The sequence below is a fragment of the Sporosarcina sp. NCCP-2716 genome (assembly GCF_023707985.1).
Lineage (GTDB): Bacteria > Bacillota > Bacilli > Bacillales_A > Planococcaceae > Sporosarcina.
Map to the genome: position 1 here is coordinate 106,745 of NZ_BRCF01000007.1, position 21,051 is coordinate 127,795.

Below are 21,051 nucleotides of genomic sequence, written 5' to 3' on the forward strand. Positions count from 1 at the left end.
AATCACCCTTCCGTCATAAATTCAAAAATCGCATCCGGCATCGTCAGCTTCCCGTCCTCTGATGAAAGAGTGACTTCCTTCGTCGGATCCAGTGTCACGCGGACCCGCTGCCCGTAATCCGTCTTGACGATCCGCTGTTCGTTCGCCATCGACTTGCCGATCCAGCCGAGCAGCACTTTCCGGACGAACGGCTCCACCGTACCTGTCGCAGAAAGGACGATCTTCCCTTGATCCACATATGTATCCAGCAAGTGCTTCTCCTGCCGGCGCTGTTCCAAGTACGCTTCCCGCAGCTCCTGCTTCTGCTTCGCATTCGACTTGAATCCGCTCGGCTTCGTTTTTTCCCTATACCGGTTCGTCCTCGGCTTGATGACCAATTGTTCCGGTTCGTCCTCCCACACATCCGTATGGAGATTGTCCGTCCCGAACCGTTCGAGCTGGATCTGCGCCACTGTCATCGACCCGAACACGACAGACGACAGACGGTGTGCCTCCTCCAAGTCCAGACAGTCCGTGAACCATTTCGCCAGATGCAGGTAATCCTTCTTCCGGCTCCGGAAATGCTGCTGCCGCTCCCCGATCCGCTGCACATAACGCGTCATCCGCCGGATCATTTCGTTCGTCTGCCACTGCAGCATCACGAGCTCGCTCTCCTGTGAGTCCGTACCGAGAAACCACTGCCTGAGTGAACTCCAATACTCCCTGTACTCCACGAGCCAATTCTCTTCAGAAAGCGACGCGTCCTCGAGCCGCGGAATGGCCCGGCGATGCTCCGCCAGTTTCCCGAAAAACAGCTCCAGATCAGCAGCCCCGATTTCGAGCAGCCGCTGCTGGATCTGCAGGGAGGTCTTCTGCAAGGAGATGATGAAGTCCCGCAAATAGGCAGTGAATTGGTTTTTGTAAATGAGGAATGCGTCCGTCTGCATCCGCTGCGTCGTCTCTTCGCTGTTGATATACGCGATATAGTCGGCCGTGCTCGCACGGATCGTCTGGAAATAGCGGAAGATATCCTCCCACATGCGCATGTACTCCTCCGCAGGCTGCCGGAGCTCACCGCCGATTTCCTTCTGCAGCGAGGCGAGCGACTGAAGCAGCCGGTCGAACTGGGACCGCTCGAGCGACCCTTGGAAGTTCTCGCCGATCTTCTCCAGCTGGATGAGCATCCGCTCGATCTCCACCGTGAGCGGCGTGCATTGGTAGCGGAACCGCTTCTTCTTGTATTCCTCGATCGTCTTCGCGCTCGTCATATCCTGCCGTGCGGCGAGGTTGTTCCATTTCACGAGCTGGGCGAGCTGCTGGTGCAGCAGTTCCTCGCTGTAATCGCCGAATTCAGCATGCGACCGCATATGTACTAAAATCTCTTCAGGCGGTATATAGTCCCGCATCCGTTCATGCTGATGAAAGAAAAACCGCAGGATCGTCCGGTAATGCGCGGCGGAATCCGCTGTCAAATAGCTAGCCTCCACAATCTTCCTCATCTTCTGATCCATCTGTATCCCCTCTGTTCCTTTACCTTTTCCATTTACATTTGCAACCTCTTTATGAGACCATTTTATCATACCGAACGGTACCTGTGCGTCACACAATTCGGGCACTATTCTGAATCGTGTTCAAGTTGTGTGACACACAGGCACCCTCCAAGGAAGGGGCTGGCCACCGATGCCGGACATTACCGTCTACACTTCACGTACATGCCGCGTCTGCCGCATGGTGAAAGACTTCCTGGATGATGCCGGACTTCCATACGAGGAAATCCACGTCGACCTAAACCCGGTCGCCATGCTGAAGCTGATCGGGAAGCGCGGCCGTTTCACCGTGCCTCAGACGGAAATCGGCGGCACGTGGATCGCCGGGTTCGATCCGCTGAAAATGCTCGAGACCGTCAACACCCTGAACAAGGGATGACCCGCGTCACGTCAAATGGAAAAGCCATTCTCCAACCGCTTTCAGCAAGCGGCGGAGAATGGCTTTTCATATGGCAGCACCCTCTTCTGCGAGCATGTCGGAAAATTTTCGGTCGATCAGTTCCCGGTCTCCGAAGACGAGCACTTGATCTCCGGCTTGCAGCGTCTCTTCAAACAGGCTTTTCCGTAGAACACGGTCCCCTCTGCGGATGAAAAGCACGTGGATATCGTCTTCATCGTCAAGCAGTCCCTGACACTTCCCACCTATGAAGGCGCAGTCCTCTTCAATCGCAAGCAGTGCGACCCCGTCCTCCTCCCCGAGTTCAAGCGCCGTTTTCAACGGCCAGTCCTCGAGTTCAAACTGTTCATCCATCCGGCGTTCGAACTTCCTCTCCAAGTATCGGAAAACTGCTCCGTTTTTCAGCAATACTTGTACGGCAATTAGAAATGCAATGACGAGCACGAGGAGCCGGAGCTTCAAGTCGTTGACAAGCAGCGTTGCAATCGATGAAATGATAACGGCCAAGGAAAAATAGCCGAACAGGATGACAGATGCGCTGAGTCTCCGCCGGATCGGGTGGTCAATGATCAGTGACGACTCATCTGTCGTAAAACCGGTTCCCGTGAGCATGGAGATGACCTGAAATCTCGCTATGGTTTTTTTCAAACCGGTCGCCGTAAACAGGACGACCGCCATCTCGATCACCAGCCCAACGATCACCCCGTATAGAAGAATGAAGAGAAAATCTTTCATGCTTATGTTCCGCCCTCCCTTGTACCGCCATTCTTCCCAGGTCCGGACGTTTAAATTCTGCTCACATGAGACAAGGTAGAAGAAAAGGGAGGATCTCGGATGATTGAACCTGCATTTCAACACGAACATTGGACATGGATCCGTCTGGATGGAGCTTTCCCGCATGATATCGCTGAACTCCGAGAATTGTCTCCTGCAAGCAGGCGCTGGGCGAAGGCCCTCCACGGAGAGCAGAACAGCAATCTCGAAATGGAAACAGACGAGGCGGGCAGCGAGTCGATGTGGGGCTCTTTCATCTATTCTCAAGATGTCGAGTCCCGTCACAAACAGACCATCCTGCACTACTACGTCTCCGCGAGTACACTGTTGACGTTCGGCATCGACGCAGCCGTCACCCCGCGTCTTTCCGCCCAGCATCTGCAGAAAAACATGCAGCATGCGGACAACGCAATCGAAGGATTCATGGTGCTCCTCGGCGAAATCACCGCTTCGTTCCTGCAAAATATCGATGGATTCGAAGACCGCACCCACGACCTCCTCTGGCGCATCAAGGCAAAAAACGATGAACCTGTCTTCGAACAGATCATGGACAGCCGCCACGAGATCCTTGTCTGGAAGAACCTGCTCATCCCCATCATCGAAATACGGGAAGCGGTACAGGAAGCATTCGGCAGCGCCGTACGGAACGGCCCCCACTTCGACCGCACATGCCGCCGCATCCAGCGCTGCCGCCAGACGATCAGGGAATACGACGATGAAATCGGGAAACTCATCGACCTGGAATCCGTCATCTCCTCTCACCGCGGCAACGAAATCGTCAAGACCCTGACCGTCATCACCATGCTCTTCACCCCCGTCGCAGCCTGGGGGGCCTTATGGGGCATGAACTTCAAAATCATGCCCGAACTGAACTGGAGATACGGCTACGTCGCCTCCCTCCTCATCATCCTCGTCTCCACATGGGGGCTGTATTACTACCTCAAGCGGAAAAACTGGATCGGCAGCGTACTGAAAAGCCCGAAGAACGAGAAATTCTGAGGATGCCGGGATTGCCGGGGGGGGAACCGACGCCTGGGGAAACCGGTACCTGTGCGTCACACAACTCGGACACAATTTGGAATTGTGTCCGTCTGCCGATTAACTTGCCCATCTGGCCGATTCCACACGCCATTTGTCCGATTACTCCCGCGAACAGTCCGATTGTTCATTGCACAAGCAATAATGTCACAAAAACACAAAAAACCAGGCCATCCAATCGGCCTGGTTTTATCATTCACTGTTCATTCGGGTCATTCTCTGCGTCTTCATGCGTCTTGTGCACGGTGCCCTTCACATGATCCGGCGTCCCGTAAATCGAATATAGCTTCAGTGGCGTATCCCCTGTATTCGTCACGTTGTGCCACGTATCCGCAGGAACCAAAATCACATCATCGTCCGTGACATGGCGCTCGAAATTCAAGTTGTCCTCCGACGGACCCATCTGGCACAGCCCCTCGCCCTGCTCCACACGCAGGAACTGCTCGATGCCATGGTGGATCTCCAGCCCGACATCATCATTCGGTGCAATGCTCATCACCGTCACCTGGATTTTATCGCCCGTCCAGATTGTCGTCCGATAGTTATCATTCTGCAGCGTCGCCTCTTCAATATTCAACACATACGGTTCCTTGCCATGATCTTTGTAATCAATACCCATCTGTATCGACCTCCTAATAAAGTAGGTATCACCAATTGGCACAGGTTAAACATCGGTACCTGTGCGCCACACAAATCGGACACAATTCTGAACCGTGTCTAAGTTGTGTATCGCACAGGCGCCACCAAGTGCAGGAAGCACCAGGCAGATTGGAATCTTGACGATACATTCCAAAATCACCTATACTTACTTACATAAAGTAAGTTAACTTCTTGTCATAAATTAAGTACTAGTTAACAGGAGATGAGTCCATGCACTTCCACCAAGCACCGATCACATTTGTAAGCCACGTAGCTTTGAAGGTGACAGACATGCAACGTTCCCTAGAGTTTTATCAACATGTACTCGGCTTTCAAGTGGCAAGTCAATCGCCTAAAAAGGCTTCTCTGACGGCTGACGGGAAAAATGTATTACTCACCCTCGAACAACCTGAAAATGTGTCCCCGAAACAGACGGGCACTACAGGCTTATATCACTTTGCCCTGCTGCTGCCGACACGCTCAGATTTAGCCGCTGTCGTCAGGCATCTGGATTCGCTTGGCATCCAATTCGGTGCTGCTGACCATCTGGTAAGTGAAGCGATTTATATTTCGGATCCTGAAGGGAATGGGATCGAACTGTACATCGATCGTGACCCATCTGTTTGGGAGTGGAACAACGGGGAAGTTGTGATGACGACAGACCCACTCCAATTCGCCAGTCTGCTTGCTGAACCAAAACACTCTTGGAATGGTCTCCCTGCCGCTACTCTCATGGGCCACATCCACTTACACGTATCCGATCTGGCTCAGGCAGAGCACTTTTACTGCCAAGGTCTCGGATTCAATGTAGTCAGCCGGTTGGGATCTCAAGCGCTATTTCTGTCAGATGGCCACTATCATCATCATATCGCTGTTAACACATGGACTGGAATCGGTGCCCCAGCGCCTTCCGCGTCGAGTGCCGGGCTCCAGTCGTATTCCATTTGTTATCCTGACGAAGCAGCCCGAGAACGCGTGATCAGACAGCTCGAAACCATCGGTGTACCGATCAGCAAAAAAAATGACTCTTACGTTACCGAGGATCCGTCCGGTAATTGTATAGAGGTGGTAGTCGGCTAATTGTCAATGTCTGGATGACAACACAGAAAAGCACTGCCATCCCCCGGCAGTGCTTTCTTTATAATTGGAATCTGCAATCTTCCGTCCTGATTCGTTTCCATTCCTATATACTGAGCTAATAACCCCCTTCTTCGTCCGCACTTGATCCAGTCATCGAGGAATACCCACTTCTTTAATCGGATAAATTCGAAGTTTTACGACGCCGAAAATCGAGTCAGCTTCAACAAAACCGTAGGCTCTGCTGTCGTTGCTTTTCAATCGGTTGTCGCCTAGAACAAACAGGGTTCCCTCGGGTACGGTTGTCTCTCCTGTCAGTTCTTGCAGCGTAAAATCACCTGTTATTTTACTCACTCCAAGGTCATTTATCCTGTTTACATAAGGTTCCTCTTGAAATTCCCCATTTACATACAGCTTGTCGTCTTTCATTTCAATCCGGTCGCCTGGCAGGCCGATGACCCGTTTAACGTACTGTTTTCCCGGTGCATCCGGTGCCCCGAATACAATCATGTCAAACCGCTCCGCCGAACTGGTTTTGCTCACGATGACCCGTTGATTGTTGTCGAACGTCGGCTCCATGGAAACTCCATGCACCGTAACCGGGCTAAATAGAAACTGCCGGCAAATGACGACCAAGATAACTGCTAGTGCCATCGGTTTCACCCAAGACATGATTTCTTTTTTCGTACTATTCTGCAATACAACTCCTCCTGATTCCTGATGTGATAAGTAAGTCTTCACTGCAGCGGTTCCCCTTGCGATACTTTGGTGAGCACCCAGTTAGTTGTCTTGCTTCCCTATGAGACGTTAGTAGCTCAATAAGGTTCTGAATTCCCGTAAATTTGTCATTAATTCATTACCTGAAGAATGAAGCGAGGGCGAAACTCATCTCTAGAAGTATTTTTGACTTTCAAAGATGGTAAGCTTCTTATCTTAACAACCATTCAAAGAACAGTACCTTGCAATAAACACTACCGAATGGTATAGTTCTCGGTAAGGCGTTTCTTGTGCATCAGTACTATACTATGAACAGTAGTGAAAGGAGGACATGCAATTGAACGTCCAGTTTAAAAAAGGAGTGCTTAACCTCTGTGTCCTGGTTCTTCTCGACAAGCAGGACCACTACGGCTACGAACTGGTGCAGAAGATCTCAGACCAGATCGCCATCTCGGAAGGATCCGTCTATCCCCTCCTGCGCCGGCTGACCAAAGAAGGTTACTTCACGACATACGTCAAGGAATCGACAGAAGGACCACCGCGAAAGTATTACAGCCTGACAGACACCGGCCGGGCTTATCTTCACGAACAGCTGGAGGAATGGCAGCACTTTTCACAAGGCGTCAACACACTTATTAAGGAGGGGCTCACTAATGACTGAAAATAGATACATTGCCGAACTGGAACGGCTGCTGGACCGGCTCCCGGCGGATGAACAGCGGGACATCGTGCAGGATATCCGCGAATACTTTGCTGACGGGCACCTGGATGGAAAGTCGGATGAGGAAATCACGGCATCTCTCGGATCACCGCTCTCCATCGCTCAGGAACTTCTAGCCGGCTACCCGGAGCCAAGCCAGACTGTTCATCCTGACACGGCCGAATCCATCCGAATCGAAAACAGCGACTATCAAGACATCGCGATGGATGTGCATCACGGTTCCCTTCTCGTCTCCCCTTCCGACAATCACGTCACGACCGTGGAACTGCTGAATGGGAACGACAAGGTCAAGCTTACGGCCGAGGTGATCGGCAGCACACTCCAAGTGAAACTGACCAGCCTCCGTCCCCGCTTCCTGATGTTCGGATTCATCGGCAAAGACGTGCTGGTCAAGGTCTCCCTCCCGAAAAAGTTATACGGGACGATTGGGCTCAAGACGGATAACGGGCGGATCGCCGCTGAGAAGATCCTCTGCCAATCCCTGCGCCTGAAATCCAATAACGGACGTATCCTCTTACGGGAAGCGGCTGCACGCCAGCTGGTTGTCACGACAGATAACGGGCGGATCGGGATCGCCAACACACAAGCCGACCGGGTCCATGCGAAGACGGATAACGGACGGATCGAGATGAATCACGTCGACTCAGAGACCCTCTCTGTCGAAACAGACAACGGGCGGATCGAGCTGCACCACGTCGACGGCCACATCACCGGTGAAACCGACAATGGACGCATCGAGCTGATGACAGACATTCTGGACCGCAACATCGACCTGAAAACCGACAATGGCAGCATCCTCATCCAGGCGGACGACGAGCCGCACAATGTCACGATCCAAGCGAAAACCGACCACGGCCGGATCGATATATTTGGCGAAAAAAATTCCCGCACCATATTCGGCCCGGGAGAAAACTCTATCAAATTGAAATCAGCGAACGGAAGAATCACCGTGCGCTGATAAGAAAAACGGGGAAAAACGGTACCTGTGCGTCACACAATTTGAACACAATTCTGAATCGCGTCTAATTTGTGTATCACACAGGCACCGGTTAGTCCAGGCACCGGTCAGTCGGCGTCCGCTTTCGTCCTTTCAATGGTTCCAAAAGGATGATGGGGCGGCGCGTAGATGGAATAGAGTCTCATAGGTCCCGACCCGATATTGGTGACGTTATGCCAAGTGCCTGCTGGAATGAGTATCGCGGAACCGGGGCCTGCTTCCTGCTGATACGACAGCTGTCCGGCACTATTCCCCATCTGCACAAGCCCACGCCCCTCTTCGATCCTCAGGAACTGATCCGTGTCGGGATGGATCTCCAAGCCGACATCGTCACCAGGAGGGATACTCATCAAGGTCACTTGCAAGTGATCTCCTGTCCAAACTGCCGTCCGGTACGTCGCATTGTTCCGCGCCGCTTCATGAATATTGAAAACGTACGGCTGCTTCCCGTCGTCATGCGAGGAACTTGCTACAGGTGAAACGCATACTCCCATTTCCGGCTGCGGCTGCGGTAGTCTTTCCATATCCCGCTCTGCGGATGGCCGTGCGGCATGCAGACAGACGGGACAGAAAAACGTATATGGAATGACGAACACTCATCTCAACCCTTCTATACTGTATTTACACGATTTACACTGTACTGTATGCAACTCCATGCAGAAAGGCGCTTTTCATTCGTCATCCCTGCAAGTTTTCAGGCGAGATGAAACCTAGGAGAGTGTCCAATCCCAACAGCGCACAGGCACCCGCCATTCTCTTACACAGTCAGATCCGCTTGAAAAAACTCTGCCAGCTGCTGTTCCCGTTTATCGAGCATGATCTGTTCCGGACCGATGCCCTGTTCCCGCAAGAGCTCGATGTTCTGCGTAAGGAACTCATCACTGCCGACAACATAGAAAAGACCGTCTTTGTCGGCTGCGAGATCTTCCACTTCTCCATAATAGTCAGAGCGGTTATCGACGAACCGGGCCGTGAACTTCTTCTTCGGCACAGACTCGAACACAGTGGGGAATAAAAATTCTTTCGACGAATCGACATTCAGCGAATGGATGTGATTCACACCATCCGCCTGTTCCAAATAATCCAATACAAGCGGCCGGAATGTTGCCAAACCAACCCCGGACGACAGTAAGTAGACGTTCTTCCCTTCCCTCTTCAACGGTACATTGGAGTGTGTTTTGAAGATCGCAACTTCCTCGCCGACTACCATACCCCGCAAGATGGCTTTGAACTCGGAACATTGCTCCCTGATCCGCGTCGTGATACCGATTGCCCCCTCATGCGGCAGCGTCGAAATGGACATATGACGGATCAGGCTTCGGTTCGGTTTTTCCCCGGCATTGAACCCTTCCAGCGCAAAATGAGTATGGGAGCCTTCTTCCCAAACAAAGCCGTCCGGACAGTCGAGCAGATACGTTCGGACCTCCGGCGTTTCTTCGATAATCTTATTGATCTTCGTCCAATAGATTTGCATGATCGATTCCCCTTCCCACCGATTTCCCTATCAATCCTACTATACCTTAACTGATAACCGTTATCAATTAAACATAAAAAGAGGTACCTGTGCGTCACACAATTCAGACACGATTCAGAATTGTTCCCAAGTTGTGTGACACACAGGTACCGGATTTTCAGGCACCCACATTATTATGCTTTCGGAGGAGTACCTTCCGCATTGCCGACGACTGCGTCGATTTGGATCAACGCATTATTCGGTAAAGCGGATACACCGACTGTCCGTCGTGCTGGTGTGCCGTTCGGGAAGAATGCTTTGTAAGCTTCATCCACAGCGTCCATTTCCGACAAGTCTTTCACGAAGATGTTCACTTTTACGACGTCTTCCAATACATGATCAATGCTCTCTACGATAGCTTTAATATTGTTCAAGCACTGTTCCGTCTGCTCTTTGACGCCGCCCGCTGCCATCTTCCCGGTTTTCGGGTCGATCGGCAATTGAGCGGACAGGTGGTTGTAATGGGAGAAGGCAACGGTCTGTGTCGACAGGGAATCCTTCGGCGCCTTGTCCGTATTGTTCGCCCATATCACGATACCATGACGGTCTTCGATCTCCTGCGGCGGCGTGCCGTCTCCGTGAGATACTACTGCTTCGACCTGCACCCGAGCGCCCATCGGCAGTTCGGCCGCTTCAACAGTTGTCCGTGCCGGCACGTACGCAACGGCCCGGGCGATCGCTGAGTCCGGGAAGAATCTTGAGTAGACTTCGTTGACCGCTTCCAGATCGGACAAGTCTGTCAGGAATACCGTCATCCGGACAATATCGTCAAACGGAACGTCGATGCTTTCCAAAATTGCCTTCACGTTTTTCAGACATTGTGCTGTCTGCTCTTGCACCCCGCCAACTACCAATCTGCCGGTTTTCGGGTCAATCGGCAATTGAGCGGACAGGTTATTGTAATGAGAGAAAGAAACCGTCTGTGCAGAAAGCGGACTCACCGGCGCATTGCTTGTATTATTGACCAGCTTGATAAGATCGCCGGCTTGTGGTGCGTTTGGAATCGTTCCTTCACCATGTGAGACAAGTGCTTCGATTTGTACGGACGCATCCTTCGGCAAAGCCGAAACAGCTACTATTGTACGTGAAGGCACATACATCGGGAAGTACGTTTTGTACACTTCATCCACAGTGTCCACGTCTTGGATATCTGTAACGAAAACAGTGATCCGCACAATGTCGCTCATGACGTGATCGAGGTTTTCCACGATCGCTTTGATATTTTCGAAACACTGTACCGCCTGCTCGCGAACTCCGCCTGATACCAATTCACCCGTTTTCGGATTGATCGGCAATTGAGCGGACAAGTTGTTGTAATGGGAAAAAGCTGCAGATTGTGAATAAAGACCGTTGCCGCTTGGTGCGTTTTCCGTGTTGCTTGCTGAAACTGCATTATAATTGCTCATAAAAAAATCCCCTTTTAAATGATGTAATAGAGTCGCCGTGTATGCGACATTCCGTGAAGTGAAAATATTCACAACAATGCAATACCGGCTTTGCTAACTAATCTTATCATGGATATTCCGGCAAACTGCCCCGTTTACGAAATTGCAAGGCGGATCTCGCCATTTTTAACGGGAATGGCGGATGCCAGCAGATAAAAAAAGTGCCTGTGCAGCAAACAATCGTGAATGTTTAAACATTCACGATTGTTTTGCGCACAGGCACCGATCAATACAACAAGTACTGCTTCCGCACTTTCTTGAACTGTTTCAAGTCTTTCTCCCAGCGTTCCTGCATTTCTTCCACGGTCATACCGTTGTTGATGCCTTCACGGATCCAGCCGTTGCCGATCAGGTTATCGAAGAACGAGGTGAGCTGGACTTGTTCCGGATACAGGTCTTTCAATGTCTTCACAATGTACAGTCCCGTGACGACCGGATCATATTTGTCGCGATCCGTCACATGGATCTGGATGCCGTGGGACAGCTTGCCGCTATGCTTCGAGAACATCGTCGTGAACGACGCTGCACGGAATGTTACACCCGGCAGGTCCAGTTGGTTGAGCTGATTCACGAGCTGCGGACTGCTGACGAACGGTGCACCGATCAGCTCGAACGGCTTCGTCGTACCGCGCCCTTCGGATACGTTCGTACCTTCGATCAGAGCTGCTCCTGGATAGGAGAGTGTTGTATCCAGCGTCGGCATATTCGGAGACGGCATGACAAATGGCAGGCCGGTTTCATCGAAGTAGGCTTTCCGCTTCCAGCCTTTCATCTTGACTACGGTGAGATCTGCTCCAATGCCGAACTCCTTGTTAAACAGCTTTGCCAGTTCCCCGACCGTCATACCATGCCGTAACGGAATTGCGTACTGGCCGACGAACGAGGCGAATTCAGGATCGAGGACCGGCCCTTCGACCTTGTCACCGCCAAGTGGGTTCGGACGGTCGAGGACGATGAATGGAATCCCTTTTTCCTTTGCTGCTTCCATCGACAGCGCCATCGTGTAGATATACGTATAGAATCTTGTGCCGACGTCCTGGATATCGAAGACGAGTGCATCGATGCCCTCAAGCATCTCAGGTGTCGGTTTCCGCGTCTTGCCGTACAGGCTGTAGACCGGCAGACCGGTCACCTCATCGATATAGTACTCGACGTACTGACCCGCCTGTGCGTCCCCTCGGACACCATGCTCCGGCCCGTAGAGTGCCTTCAGTTCGATATCCGGGTCGTTATTCAGCAAGTCGACGACACTGTTCAGCTGGCTGTCAACCCCAGTCGGATTCGTGATCAAACCGACCCGCTTGCCCTTCAGCAGTTTCTTCTCTTTGTTCAGCAGCATTTCTGCCCCGACGGTGACCGACGGATTTCCTTTGCCGTTCCCTTTGTTCTTCTGACTGCCGTTGTTATAGTGATTATCGGCAAGTGCCGCCGTGCAGGTCGTCATAATCAGCAGTGCTGTCACGACGACCATCATCCACTTTTTCATCGCGATCCCTCCTTTTAATTGTTATAGGACAATCCATGACCGAACGAATACAGCGTGCCTCCCACCGGGTTCGGAATCGTCACCGGCAGTTTCCCTTGCGGTGACTCCTTACCAAACAGGATGGAAGCCGTCGCATCGAAGCTTGCTGTCCGGAAACTGTATTGCGCGAGGTATGCATCGACATCCGGATATGCCATAATGTCGTATGGATTTCGCACGCCGACCGCAATGACCGGTACGTCCACCGCTCCGATCAATTCATTGACCATCTTCATCTGCGGGTGGGACGGGGCCCTGCCTGCAACTGTCGAAGTTGTGGTGCCGACGATAATCGCCGAGACATCCGCAAGTTGTGCGAGTTCTGTGTCTGTTAGGGGTTCCGCATTTTTAATCAATACTGTGTTTGCATGATTTTTCTTCACCGCTGCATACAAGTCGTCGATATACGAACTTCCGATGACAGCAATCTTGTCTGAGTCTGCAGCTTGCAGCGGCAGAACGTTCTCATTCTTCAAGAGAGTCACGGACTTCTCCGCCACTTCCCGCTCGACTTGCTTGTGTTCAGCCGAACCGACTGTCCGTTCGGCATTCGCGATCACTTCATGGATTGGTGCCGGTTCTTCCTCTTTAACGATCCCCCGCTTCAATTTGAGCGCGAGAATCCGCTCCACAGAGCTCTCGATGCGTGATTCGGAAATTTCACCGGACTTGACGGCTTCGAGCAGCCCGTCCGCTACGCTTTCCAATCCGACTGGCATGAGGACGAGATCAGTCCCTGCCTGCACCGCACGGATCACCGAGTCGACAGGACCGAAATGATCGGCAATCGCTTTCATATTGAGCGCATCCGTCGTGATGACGCCGTCATAACCCATTTCGTCCCGTATGAGCTCCGTCAGCACTTTGTGCGACAGCGTGGCGGGTACGTTGATCTCCGTACCGTCCTTTTGTGAAACCACTGTTGTCCCGTCGATTTTAGGGAAAGTCACATGCGCTGTCATGATCGCATCGACACCTGCTTCCATCGCTTTCTGGAATGGATACAGTTCAACTTTCATGAGCCGCTCTTTGTCATACGGCACTTCCGGCAGCCCCAAGTGGGAATCCACTGCCGTATCGCCGTGCCCTGGGAAATGCTTCGCGGTACCGGATGTTCCGGTACCCTGTAAGCCATTCGTATACGCGACACCGAGGGCAGCGGTCAGCTGAGGGTCCTCGCTGAACGACCGGACGCCGATGACCGGATTGTCCGGATTGTTGTTGACATCGAACGTCGGTGCGAAGTTCATGTTGATGCCGAGTGCGTGCAGCTCTTCACCGATTGCCTGACCGACATGATGCGCCAGTTCTTCTGAACGCGCGGCACCGAGCGCCATATTGCCCGGCATGTCCGTCCCTGACTGCAGCCGAGTGACGATGCCGCCTTCCTGGTCGATCGACATGAGCATCCCGTATTTCTCGGACGTTTTCTGATAGTCCGCAACTAAACGCGCGGTCTGTTCCGTCGTCACGACGTTCTCACGGAACAGGATCACGCCGCCCAGATGATACTTCTTCACGAGCGCTTCGATTTTCGGCGTCAGCTCCGTAACGTCCTTGCCGTCCATCGTGCGGAAGTCAGGCATGAGCATCTGGCCGACTTTCTCTTCCAATGTCATGTTGCGAATCGCGTTCGGGATCAGGTCATACCGTTTCCCGTTCATCTTCTTCACCTCATATCGGACGCTTGGTTTCCCGTGTTTCTTCCCGCCGGACTTATCCGGCTTCGCCGACACGATGATCTTATCCGACAGCCGTCCTTCACTCACTTGGACGACAGAAGAACCCGTTTTGCCGGTCATCGTCACGACGCCGTTCTGGTCGACCGAAGCGACCCCGCGGTTGGCGGATGTCCATTTCTGATTCCCGGCCGGCTTCGTGAAATGGCCGTCCTTGTATACATGCAGCGCTTCCAGCTGCAGCTTCCCTGCCCCGATTTCCACTTTGGACTGTGGCACGTTCTGCAGCAGAATCAGATCATATTCAGACGAGCCCGGCTTCTTTGCAAAAGCGGCCGGACCGCTCCATGCAGCCGTCAGCACTAAAATCCCAGCTAACACGGGAATAAACAAATAGTTGCGCAGTTTCCTCATCGACTCTTCACTCCTTTAGTAGTTTTGTTTTTCCCAGCCGGACGAATCCTTCCCAGGGTGCACCTTCTTGCCGTCCAGTTTCACATCGCCCACGTACCAGCCGCGTCCGTTGACCGAAGCATCCGTCGAGTACCGGAACCGGATGAATTGTGTCCCTTCAGGCAGCGGCACGGTTGCTTCCTGCCACTTCGAATTCGTCCCCGTCAGCGCAGCTCCGGCTTTCTCCCACGCAATGCCGTCGCGCGAGACTTCGACGAATCCATAATCGGAATCCTGTTCAAGCTCGTACCACGTGCCGAACGTCATATTCCGGGCCTTGTTCTCGTTCCGGATGAGCAGCGTGCGATCCAACTTATCTCCATAACCCGAGAACCAGGCATCCGCCTTCTTTGGTACCGGAGCCGGGATCGCATCTGCCACTTGGCGCACGAAGTCACGCCGCACCCCGTTCAGCGAAATCGTATTCCGTGTCGGGTGCACCCGATTCGTAAGCAGCACGGCGACTGTCTGGTTTTCCGGACTGATGACGAGGCTCGTCCCGGTGAAACCGGTATGCCCGGCTGCCGACGGACTTGCAAGCGCGTCCATATACCAGCCTTGGTTCAGTTCCCAGCCGAGGCCGTGATCATTGCCAGGGAATTCCGGGATCTGGTTCTGCCCGAGCAGCCGCACCGTCTCCGGTTTCAAAATCCGTTTGCCCCCATACCGGCCTTCATTCAAGATCATATGGCCGAAAATGCCCAAGTCTTTCGCTGTCGAGAACACGCCCGCATGCCCGGCTACTCCGCCGAGCGACCACGCGTTTTCATCATGGACCTCTCCCCAGACGAGCCCCCGGCCGATTTCAGGCTGGTATTCCGTTGCGGCGATCCGCTTCTTGAGCGCTGCCGGCGGATTGTACATCGTATCCGTCATGCCGAGAGGCTGCGTGATCTGCTCTTTCACGAACTGGTCGAGACGTTTCCCTGACAGTTTTTCGACGACAGCACCCAGCGTGATCATGTTCAAATCACTGTACGTATACCGGCTGCCGGGCTCAGCGGCAAGCGGCTGTGTAAACACGAGCTGCAGCCGGTCTTCCCGGGACGTCCCTTGTGAATGAAGCGGGATCCACGCCGTAAAGCCCGACGTATGTGTCATCAGCTGGCGGATCGTCACTGTCTCTTTGCCATTCGCCGCAAATTCCGGGATGTACGAAGCAACAGGTTCATCCAAGTCCAGCTTCCCGTTCTCATACAGCTTCATCGCAGCGACCGTCGTGAAAATCTTGCTGATGGACGCAATATCGAAAATCGTATCCTTTTGCATGGCGACCGGGTTATCCATCTCCGTGAATGCATTATCCACATATCGCGCCGCATCCCCGTACGCCTCCTGCTTCACGATATGCCCGCTGCGCGCAACGAGGACAACCGCCCCCGGCACCGTCTTCGCCTCAATCGCACTCTCCAGGACGCCGTCGATTTTCCGCAGCGGTTCCTGTCGCATCCCCGCTCCATTTGCAGAGCCCGGGTGGAGCACAGGCGCACCATGCCCCGGATCGTTCCATGCCTTGGGCGGCACTTGGTTCCCATACGCCTCCGCTGTGCCTGACACGACCAATCCTCCCGTCAGCGCCCCTGCCATCACCGCCGCCACAAACCTCTTCCTCGGTTTCACCATCAGTCCATCTCCTCCCGTCATTATGTAAGCCCTTTCACTGTACCCAATAAAAACACCAGCCGCCATACGACCGAAGGGCAAATGTTGCCAGTAAATCTGGGAAATAAGAACAGAGAGCAACTAGTATAATTGTCTGATAAATGAAATTAATATTCAGATCGGTTTCAACATATTCTGAAATATAACGACAAAAAACACCTCCCACATGACATGGAAAGTGTTCGTAATACGGCTTTTCGGCTACCTGTTGTCAGAACCGCAAGACCTATATGATTTAAATCTCTTCCATTTCATCTACGGTCGCAGTTCACCTACTACTTCGAATGCAAGCCAGAACTCATCGGAACCTTTTATGATTCATCATGTACAAGACATGGCTTTTTCAAGCATGTCACCTACAACTTATTTTTGCAATTTAATTTCTACCGGGTCGAGAGACAGCGTTTTATGCATTCCTGTTTTTTCATTGTCGAGGGTGAGTTGTGGCGTAATTTTCAGCACGGATGCCTGTTTGTCGATGTTCTTGACCGTCGTGTTCCATTGATAATTCTGCCCGTGATCGCTAAAACCACTGTTGCCATTTGGCATATATTCGTTGTCCAAATCATCTTTAATCAGAAGTTGAGCTGTTACCCAATCCCATTGCTTTAGCAAAAACGGGTCGACCACTTGGCTGTACTCGATCACTGTCGAGATATCCGTATATTGAATTGAATCGATGCTGACTTTGATCCCGTTCCCTTCAGTAGATTGGTTCACGTTTTGAGCAGCACCCTTAATGGCATGCAGCTTGAAATCGAATTTCCAATCCCCTTTTAACTCTTTCAAGGTATCATAATTGTCGACGCTCTCTGGCTTCCAGCTCACTTGGATAACATCCTGCGGTGAATTGAAATTTGGCGTTGTCGTCAACATACCGACATACTTTCCATCACCGACTTCCTGCAGGGCTGCAGATGTGCCGCCTGCACCCGTCGCATGGTCAACATCAAGTAACGAATTCACACCGCTATTCTGCCCAAGTTCCTTCTCAGTTTCAACTGAATAAGTCAGTGTCACCGTCTTACCGTCATATATCGCCTGGTCGACTGTAATCGTAATACCATTACTCGTCTGCGCTTCGCTGACATCCGTTGCGAAGTTCTCATAGGCTGTATAAAAACCGTCATGGTCTTCGTTGAAGATGGAAAAGATATTGCTGACGAGCGGAATTTGACTGGCAAGTGTCGGGAATCCGAAGCCGAGCGTCGCGAGGGAGGCGAACGCAATGACAGCTGCTGCTGCGGTATGGCGCCACACTTTCGGAACACGCCGCTGCCGGTTGATCTGCCTCCGGACCCGCTGTTTCATGGCTTTCCTCTCTTCCGGTGATACATCCATCGGCTCGATGTCCTCATCCGATTTCATCTCGTTCAACCGCTTGTATAAGGATTTCATACACACTCTTCCTTCCATTCGTTTTTGAGGACAGCCGACAGTTTCTTCTTCCCTCGGTATAGCCGATTATCGACGGACGCCTTCGTGACATTCAGCGATTCGGCTATCTCTCCGTTCGACATTTCCAAGAAATACTTCATCGTGAAAATATCGCGGTCCACCTCACTTAGCTGGCTCATCGCCATCAAAAGCTCTTCCTGCTCTTCTTTTACCAGCAGGACGTCCTGCCGATCCTGAATGAATGTCAGGTCTTCCATCCCATGCTCACGTCCCTTACGCTTCATGGCACGGCGATAGGCATCGATCGCCTTATATTTCGCCACCATGCAGATCCACTTCTTGAATTCGGACGCATCCCCTTCGAACTGATCTGCATGGTCCCAAACCGCCAGAAACACATCACTGACACATTCCTCATGATCTGCGTCTGTCGGTCCCAGAACCTTCCAGACGACCGCCTTGACGACGGGCATGTAAGTGTCAATGACGAATTCGATTGCATCTTCCTTCTGCCGCTTCAGCCGGCGGATGAAATTCTTCTCTGTCGATTTCATATCCCTGTCTCCCCAAAAAGCTGTTCTCACTGACTACAACGAATGGAAGCGTTGATTATTCTCACAATTACTGAAAAAAGCGAACCGATGCACGACTCCATCATGTTAGGATAGCCTCCATGATGGAATCGCGCACAGGCACGCTCACTAATTTTGTTCATAACAATCAATTCTCAAGTACTCCGATGACAAACCCTTTATATAGACTCTCCTGGTCACCGTCCCAATCCAAGTCGACCCGCGCCAGGACTTCCACCTTCTCAGCCGGGAACTCACCTGAACGCGATCCTGTATCGACCACATCCGAAATGACACGATCTGGCATCGGATCATACCATACACCCGCTCCGATGACTTCCTGAATGAGCGCTTCCTCCGAGTCGATCTCCACCACCATTTCCAGGATCATTTTACCCTTCTTGGTCGGGAGCTCGCGGAACACCCGCCAATCATCCTTTAACACGTGTGACTCCCCATACGTATAGAGCCGCTCACCAGTCGTTTTATCGGTAATATCAACAAATACGTCTGTCTCAGTCGTCCGTTTCCTCAGGTTCACGTTCTGCTTTTCATAGGGTATCTCCACATACAGATGGTTCAGGGCCACCTGATGCTCTCCCAAGCCTGGCGGATCGATATAATCAGATACCTCACCCGGTTCGGTTAGTTTCACGGGGTCGAGAGTGGGCTCTGGGTCCCTGTTTTCATATTCTTGTTTATCAGAGATCAGAACCACCGCAAAAATGACAGCCGCCAGACCAATCCCCATCAACACTTTTTTCATCATTCCCATTTCCACCTTTCAGCAGGACAGCCGCCAACTGCCCCCTTCCCTCACTTGCGATTTGCCCGTTTCGTCCACACGATGGATAGTATGGAACTGACGGCAAACGCCACGATTGCCCCAAATACACTTGACGCCACAGAACGATTCGACAAGTACAGGCCTACAAATGTACCGATGCTTATCCCAATCGGCAGTGTCCAGTTCATGTCAGCACCCCTATCGCCATCTTTACGAATCAGCGTAACAGAAAACCGGGGGCTTCGCAGTAAAAAGAAGCAGAATAACCTGCCCTCCAGGCATCAGGCGAAGGCGGCGGATGCGTTTTTAGGCAAATAAAAAAGACCCTGCGAACAGGGTCTTTTTAAGGCGATTATGCTTTTTGAACGTTAGCAGCTTGAAGACCGCGTTGTCCTTGCTCGATATCAAATGTGACGCTTTGACCTTCGTCTAAAGATTTGAAACCTTCGCCTTGGATTGCTGAGAAGTGTACGAATACGTCTTCTCCGTTTTCTTGCTCGATGAAACCGAAACCTTTTTCTGCGTTAAACCATTTCACTGTACCTTGTTCCATAGTGTTTTGCCTCCTGGGTGTGGTGTTCCACACGTGTTGTTACTATGCTTGCTCAAATACCTTAGACGAAAATCAAAAACTTTTTCTCAATTTGAAAAGAACAAATATAATACTTCTTAAGAATAACATGCCTTCCTCGAAATTGCAACCATAACGATTGAAGTTCTATAAAGAAGTTTTCACATCCTATTTCTTTATGTACCTGTGCAGCAAACAATCGTGAATGTTTAAACATTCATGTTTGTTTGCTGCACAGGTACCTTCCGGACTTTCTGGACTTTCCTGGTTGACCGGGTTCCGCTGAAAGTGATAACACGCCAGCCCTCCTCCGAATACAGTGAGGATGACGAACAAGAAGGAGAGAAGCGGATTGCAGATCTACGTAGTGAAACAAGGAGATACCTTATGGAAGATCGCTCAAGCTTACGGCGTCACCGCCAATCAGATTGCAGCGGCCAATGGGCTCGACAACCCGAATGCACTGGTCGTCGGCCAGGCACTCGTCATTCCTACTGCCTCTGGCACAACCCGTCCGAAACCCGTCATCGACGTCAACGCCTATACGATCAACGCCGGGGAGAGCGGCGCACGGGAAATCCAGGAGGTCGGCCGTCATCTGACCTATTGGATGCCATTCGTCTATAGCGTGAAAGATGATGGTACGTTAACGACACTCGATGATAAGGAAATGCTCAAGTCCGCCGCGGCCGAACGCGTCGTGCCGGTGCTGGCGATCACCAACTTCAGTTCTACGGAGTCCGGAACCGCCCTTGCCCACACGATCCTGTCGAGCAAGGAGCTCCAGGAGAAAACCATCACCAACATACTCGCGGTCATGAAAGAAAAAGGCTACCAAGGGCTCAACATCGACTTCGAGAATGTGCGTCCGTCCGACCGGGAATCCTACAACCAATTCCTGCAGCTCGCCGTCGACCGCCTGCACCCACAAGGCTACTTCGTCTCCACCGCGCTCGCCCCGAAAACGAGCAGCGACCAGAAAGGCCTGCTTTACGAAGCCCATGACTACGAAGCCCACGGCAGGATCGCCGACTTCGTCGTTCTCATGACATACGAATGGGGCTACCGGAAAGGCCCCGCCCAAGCGATCTCCCCGCTGAATGAAATCAAAAAAGTACTGGATTACGCCGTCACCGTCATCCCGCGCGATAAGATCATGATGGGATTCCAGATCTACGCACGCGACTGGCAGCTGCCGTTCGTCCGCGGACAGGAAGCGGAAACGTTCAGCCCGCAGGAAGCGGTCCGCCGCGCCGTCCAGCAGCAGGCCGCCATCCAATACGACCCAGTTGCACAGTCCCCGTTCTACCGGTACACCGACGCGGCTGGCAAGGCGCATGAAGTCTGGTTCGAAGACGCCCGCAGCGCCCAGGCAAAATTCGATCTCGTGAAGCAATATAAACTGCGCGGTATCAGCTACTGGGTATTGGGTTATCCATTCCCGCAGAACTGGCTGCTGCTGGAGGATAACTTTACGGTCCGGAAGAGGTTAAAATAAATTAATAAACGCACCGGTGCACCAAACAACCGAGAGTGTTTAAACACTCATGTCGGGTTGGT

19 protein-coding genes and 1 pseudogene are annotated in these 21,051 nt (G+C 52.1%); 6 read left to right on the forward strand and 14 right to left on the reverse strand.

The genetic code is table 11. From position 1 onward, the window contains the following. Positions 1 to 2: 2 nt before the first annotated feature. Complete coding sequence (locus tag NFU03_RS11200) at positions 3 to 1,490, reverse strand: TIGR02677 family protein (protein WP_251638718.1); 1,488 nt, start codon at positions 1,488 to 1,490, stop codon at positions 3 to 5. A gap of 169 nt (positions 1,491 to 1,659) precedes the next feature. Between NFU03_RS11200 and NFU03_RS11205 the strand changes: the two genes are divergently transcribed. After that, positions 1,660 to 1,905: a glutaredoxin family protein gene (locus NFU03_RS11205; RefSeq protein ID WP_251638719.1), complete on the forward strand. Its 246-nt coding sequence runs from the start codon at positions 1,660 to 1,662 to the stop codon at positions 1,903 to 1,905. A 66-nt stretch (positions 1,906 to 1,971) separates the two neighbouring features. Here NFU03_RS11205 and NFU03_RS11210 read toward each other — a convergent pair whose 3' ends face one another. Continuing rightward, positions 1,972 to 2,658, reverse strand: coding sequence for a TrkA C-terminal domain-containing protein (locus NFU03_RS11210; RefSeq protein ID WP_251638720.1), 687 nt, complete (start codon positions 2,656 to 2,658; stop codon positions 1,972 to 1,974). Between the two features lie 99 nt (positions 2,659 to 2,757). Here NFU03_RS11210 and NFU03_RS11215 point away from each other — a divergent pair, with 99 nt between their 5' ends. Then, the gene (locus tag NFU03_RS11215) at positions 2,758 to 3,696 is read left to right on the forward strand and encodes a magnesium transporter CorA family protein (protein WP_251638722.1); all 939 of its coding nucleotides are present in this window, start codon (positions 2,758 to 2,760) and stop codon (positions 3,694 to 3,696) included. A 235-nt stretch (positions 3,697 to 3,931) separates the two neighbouring features. Here the strand turns inward: NFU03_RS11215 and NFU03_RS11220 are convergent. After that, a pseudogene (locus tag NFU03_RS11220) lies at positions 3,932 to 4,348 on the reverse strand (cupin domain-containing protein); the annotation flags it as partial. Positions 4,349 to 4,605: 257 nt separating this feature from the next. On the opposite strand from NFU03_RS11220, the gene NFU03_RS11225 reads away from it, so the two are divergent. Next, a complete protein-coding gene (locus NFU03_RS11225; protein WP_251638728.1) occupies positions 4,606 to 5,454 on the forward strand; it encodes a VOC family protein in 849 nt (282 codons plus the stop codon). Positions 5,455 to 5,604: 150 nt separating this feature from the next. Here NFU03_RS11225 and lepB read toward each other — a convergent pair whose 3' ends face one another. Then, a complete protein-coding gene (gene lepB, locus NFU03_RS11230) occupies positions 5,605 to 6,150 on the reverse strand; it encodes a signal peptidase I (RefSeq protein ID WP_251638730.1) in 546 nt (181 codons plus the stop codon). A gap of 355 nt (positions 6,151 to 6,505) precedes the next feature. Between lepB and NFU03_RS11235 the strand changes: the two genes are divergently transcribed. Together NFU03_RS11235 and NFU03_RS11240 are read left to right on the forward strand one after the other, a co-directional pair. Then, positions 6,506 to 6,829 (forward strand): PadR family transcriptional regulator, encoded by a 324-nt coding sequence (locus tag NFU03_RS11235; protein ID WP_251638732.1) that lies wholly within the window; start codon positions 6,506 to 6,508, stop codon positions 6,827 to 6,829. Further along, positions 6,822 to 7,847: a DUF4097 family beta strand repeat-containing protein gene (locus NFU03_RS11240; protein ID WP_251638733.1), complete on the forward strand. Its 1,026-nt coding sequence runs from the start codon at positions 6,822 to 6,824 to the stop codon at positions 7,845 to 7,847. Before NFU03_RS11235 ends, NFU03_RS11240 begins: the two co-directional genes overlap by 8 nt. Positions 7,848 to 7,954: 107 nt before the next feature. Here NFU03_RS11240 and NFU03_RS11245 read toward each other — a convergent pair whose 3' ends face one another. From NFU03_RS11245 to NFU03_RS11290, 10 genes are all read right to left on the reverse strand, one after another. After that, on the reverse strand, positions 7,955 to 8,410 hold the full coding sequence (locus NFU03_RS11245; protein ID WP_398290248.1) for a cupin domain-containing protein: 456 nt from the start codon (positions 8,408 to 8,410) through the stop codon (positions 7,955 to 7,957). A 233-nt stretch (positions 8,411 to 8,643) separates the two neighbouring features. Continuing rightward, positions 8,644 to 9,360 (reverse strand): dihydropteridine reductase, encoded by a 717-nt coding sequence (locus tag NFU03_RS11250; RefSeq protein WP_251638735.1) that lies wholly within the window; start codon positions 9,358 to 9,360, stop codon positions 8,644 to 8,646. Positions 9,361 to 9,533: 173 nt separating this feature from the next. Beyond that, positions 9,534 to 10,805, reverse strand: coding sequence for a RidA family protein (locus tag NFU03_RS11255; RefSeq protein ID WP_251638737.1), 1,272 nt, complete (start codon positions 10,803 to 10,805; stop codon positions 9,534 to 9,536). 265 nt (positions 10,806 to 11,070) lie between these two features. Then, on the reverse strand, positions 11,071 to 12,330 hold the full coding sequence (locus tag NFU03_RS11260) for an exo-beta-N-acetylmuramidase NamZ family protein (protein ID WP_251638739.1): 1,260 nt from the start codon (positions 12,328 to 12,330) through the stop codon (positions 11,071 to 11,073). Between the two features lie 14 nt (positions 12,331 to 12,344). Further along, positions 12,345 to 14,462, reverse strand: a complete 2,118-nt coding sequence (locus NFU03_RS11265; protein ID WP_251638741.1) for a glycoside hydrolase family 3 protein — start codon at positions 14,460 to 14,462, stop codon at positions 12,345 to 12,347. Between the two features lie 15 nt (positions 14,463 to 14,477). Further along, the gene (locus tag NFU03_RS11270; RefSeq protein ID WP_251638743.1) at positions 14,478 to 16,124 is read right to left on the reverse strand and encodes a serine hydrolase domain-containing protein; all 1,647 of its coding nucleotides are present in this window, start codon (positions 16,122 to 16,124) and stop codon (positions 14,478 to 14,480) included. A gap of 402 nt (positions 16,125 to 16,526) precedes the next feature. After that, on the reverse strand, positions 16,527 to 17,561 hold the full coding sequence (locus NFU03_RS11275) for a DUF4179 domain-containing protein (protein WP_251638745.1): 1,035 nt from the start codon (positions 17,559 to 17,561) through the stop codon (positions 16,527 to 16,529). After that, on the reverse strand, positions 17,558 to 18,115 hold the full coding sequence (locus NFU03_RS11280; protein WP_251638746.1) for a sigma-70 family RNA polymerase sigma factor: 558 nt from the start codon (positions 18,113 to 18,115) through the stop codon (positions 17,558 to 17,560). Before NFU03_RS11280 ends, NFU03_RS11275 begins: the two co-directional genes overlap by 4 nt. A gap of 166 nt (positions 18,116 to 18,281) precedes the next feature. Then, positions 18,282 to 18,902, reverse strand: coding sequence for a hypothetical protein (locus tag NFU03_RS11285; RefSeq protein WP_251638748.1), 621 nt, complete (start codon positions 18,900 to 18,902; stop codon positions 18,282 to 18,284). A 370-nt stretch (positions 18,903 to 19,272) separates the two neighbouring features. Beyond that, positions 19,273 to 19,473, reverse strand: a complete 201-nt coding sequence (locus tag NFU03_RS11290; RefSeq protein WP_251638750.1) for a cold-shock protein — start codon at positions 19,471 to 19,473, stop codon at positions 19,273 to 19,275. A gap of 370 nt (positions 19,474 to 19,843) precedes the next feature. Between NFU03_RS11290 and NFU03_RS11295 the strand changes: the two genes are divergently transcribed. Continuing rightward, positions 19,844 to 20,989, forward strand: a complete 1,146-nt coding sequence (locus NFU03_RS11295; protein WP_251638752.1) for a glycosyl hydrolase family 18 protein — start codon at positions 19,844 to 19,846, stop codon at positions 20,987 to 20,989. Positions 20,990 to 21,051 lie beyond the last annotated feature (62 nt).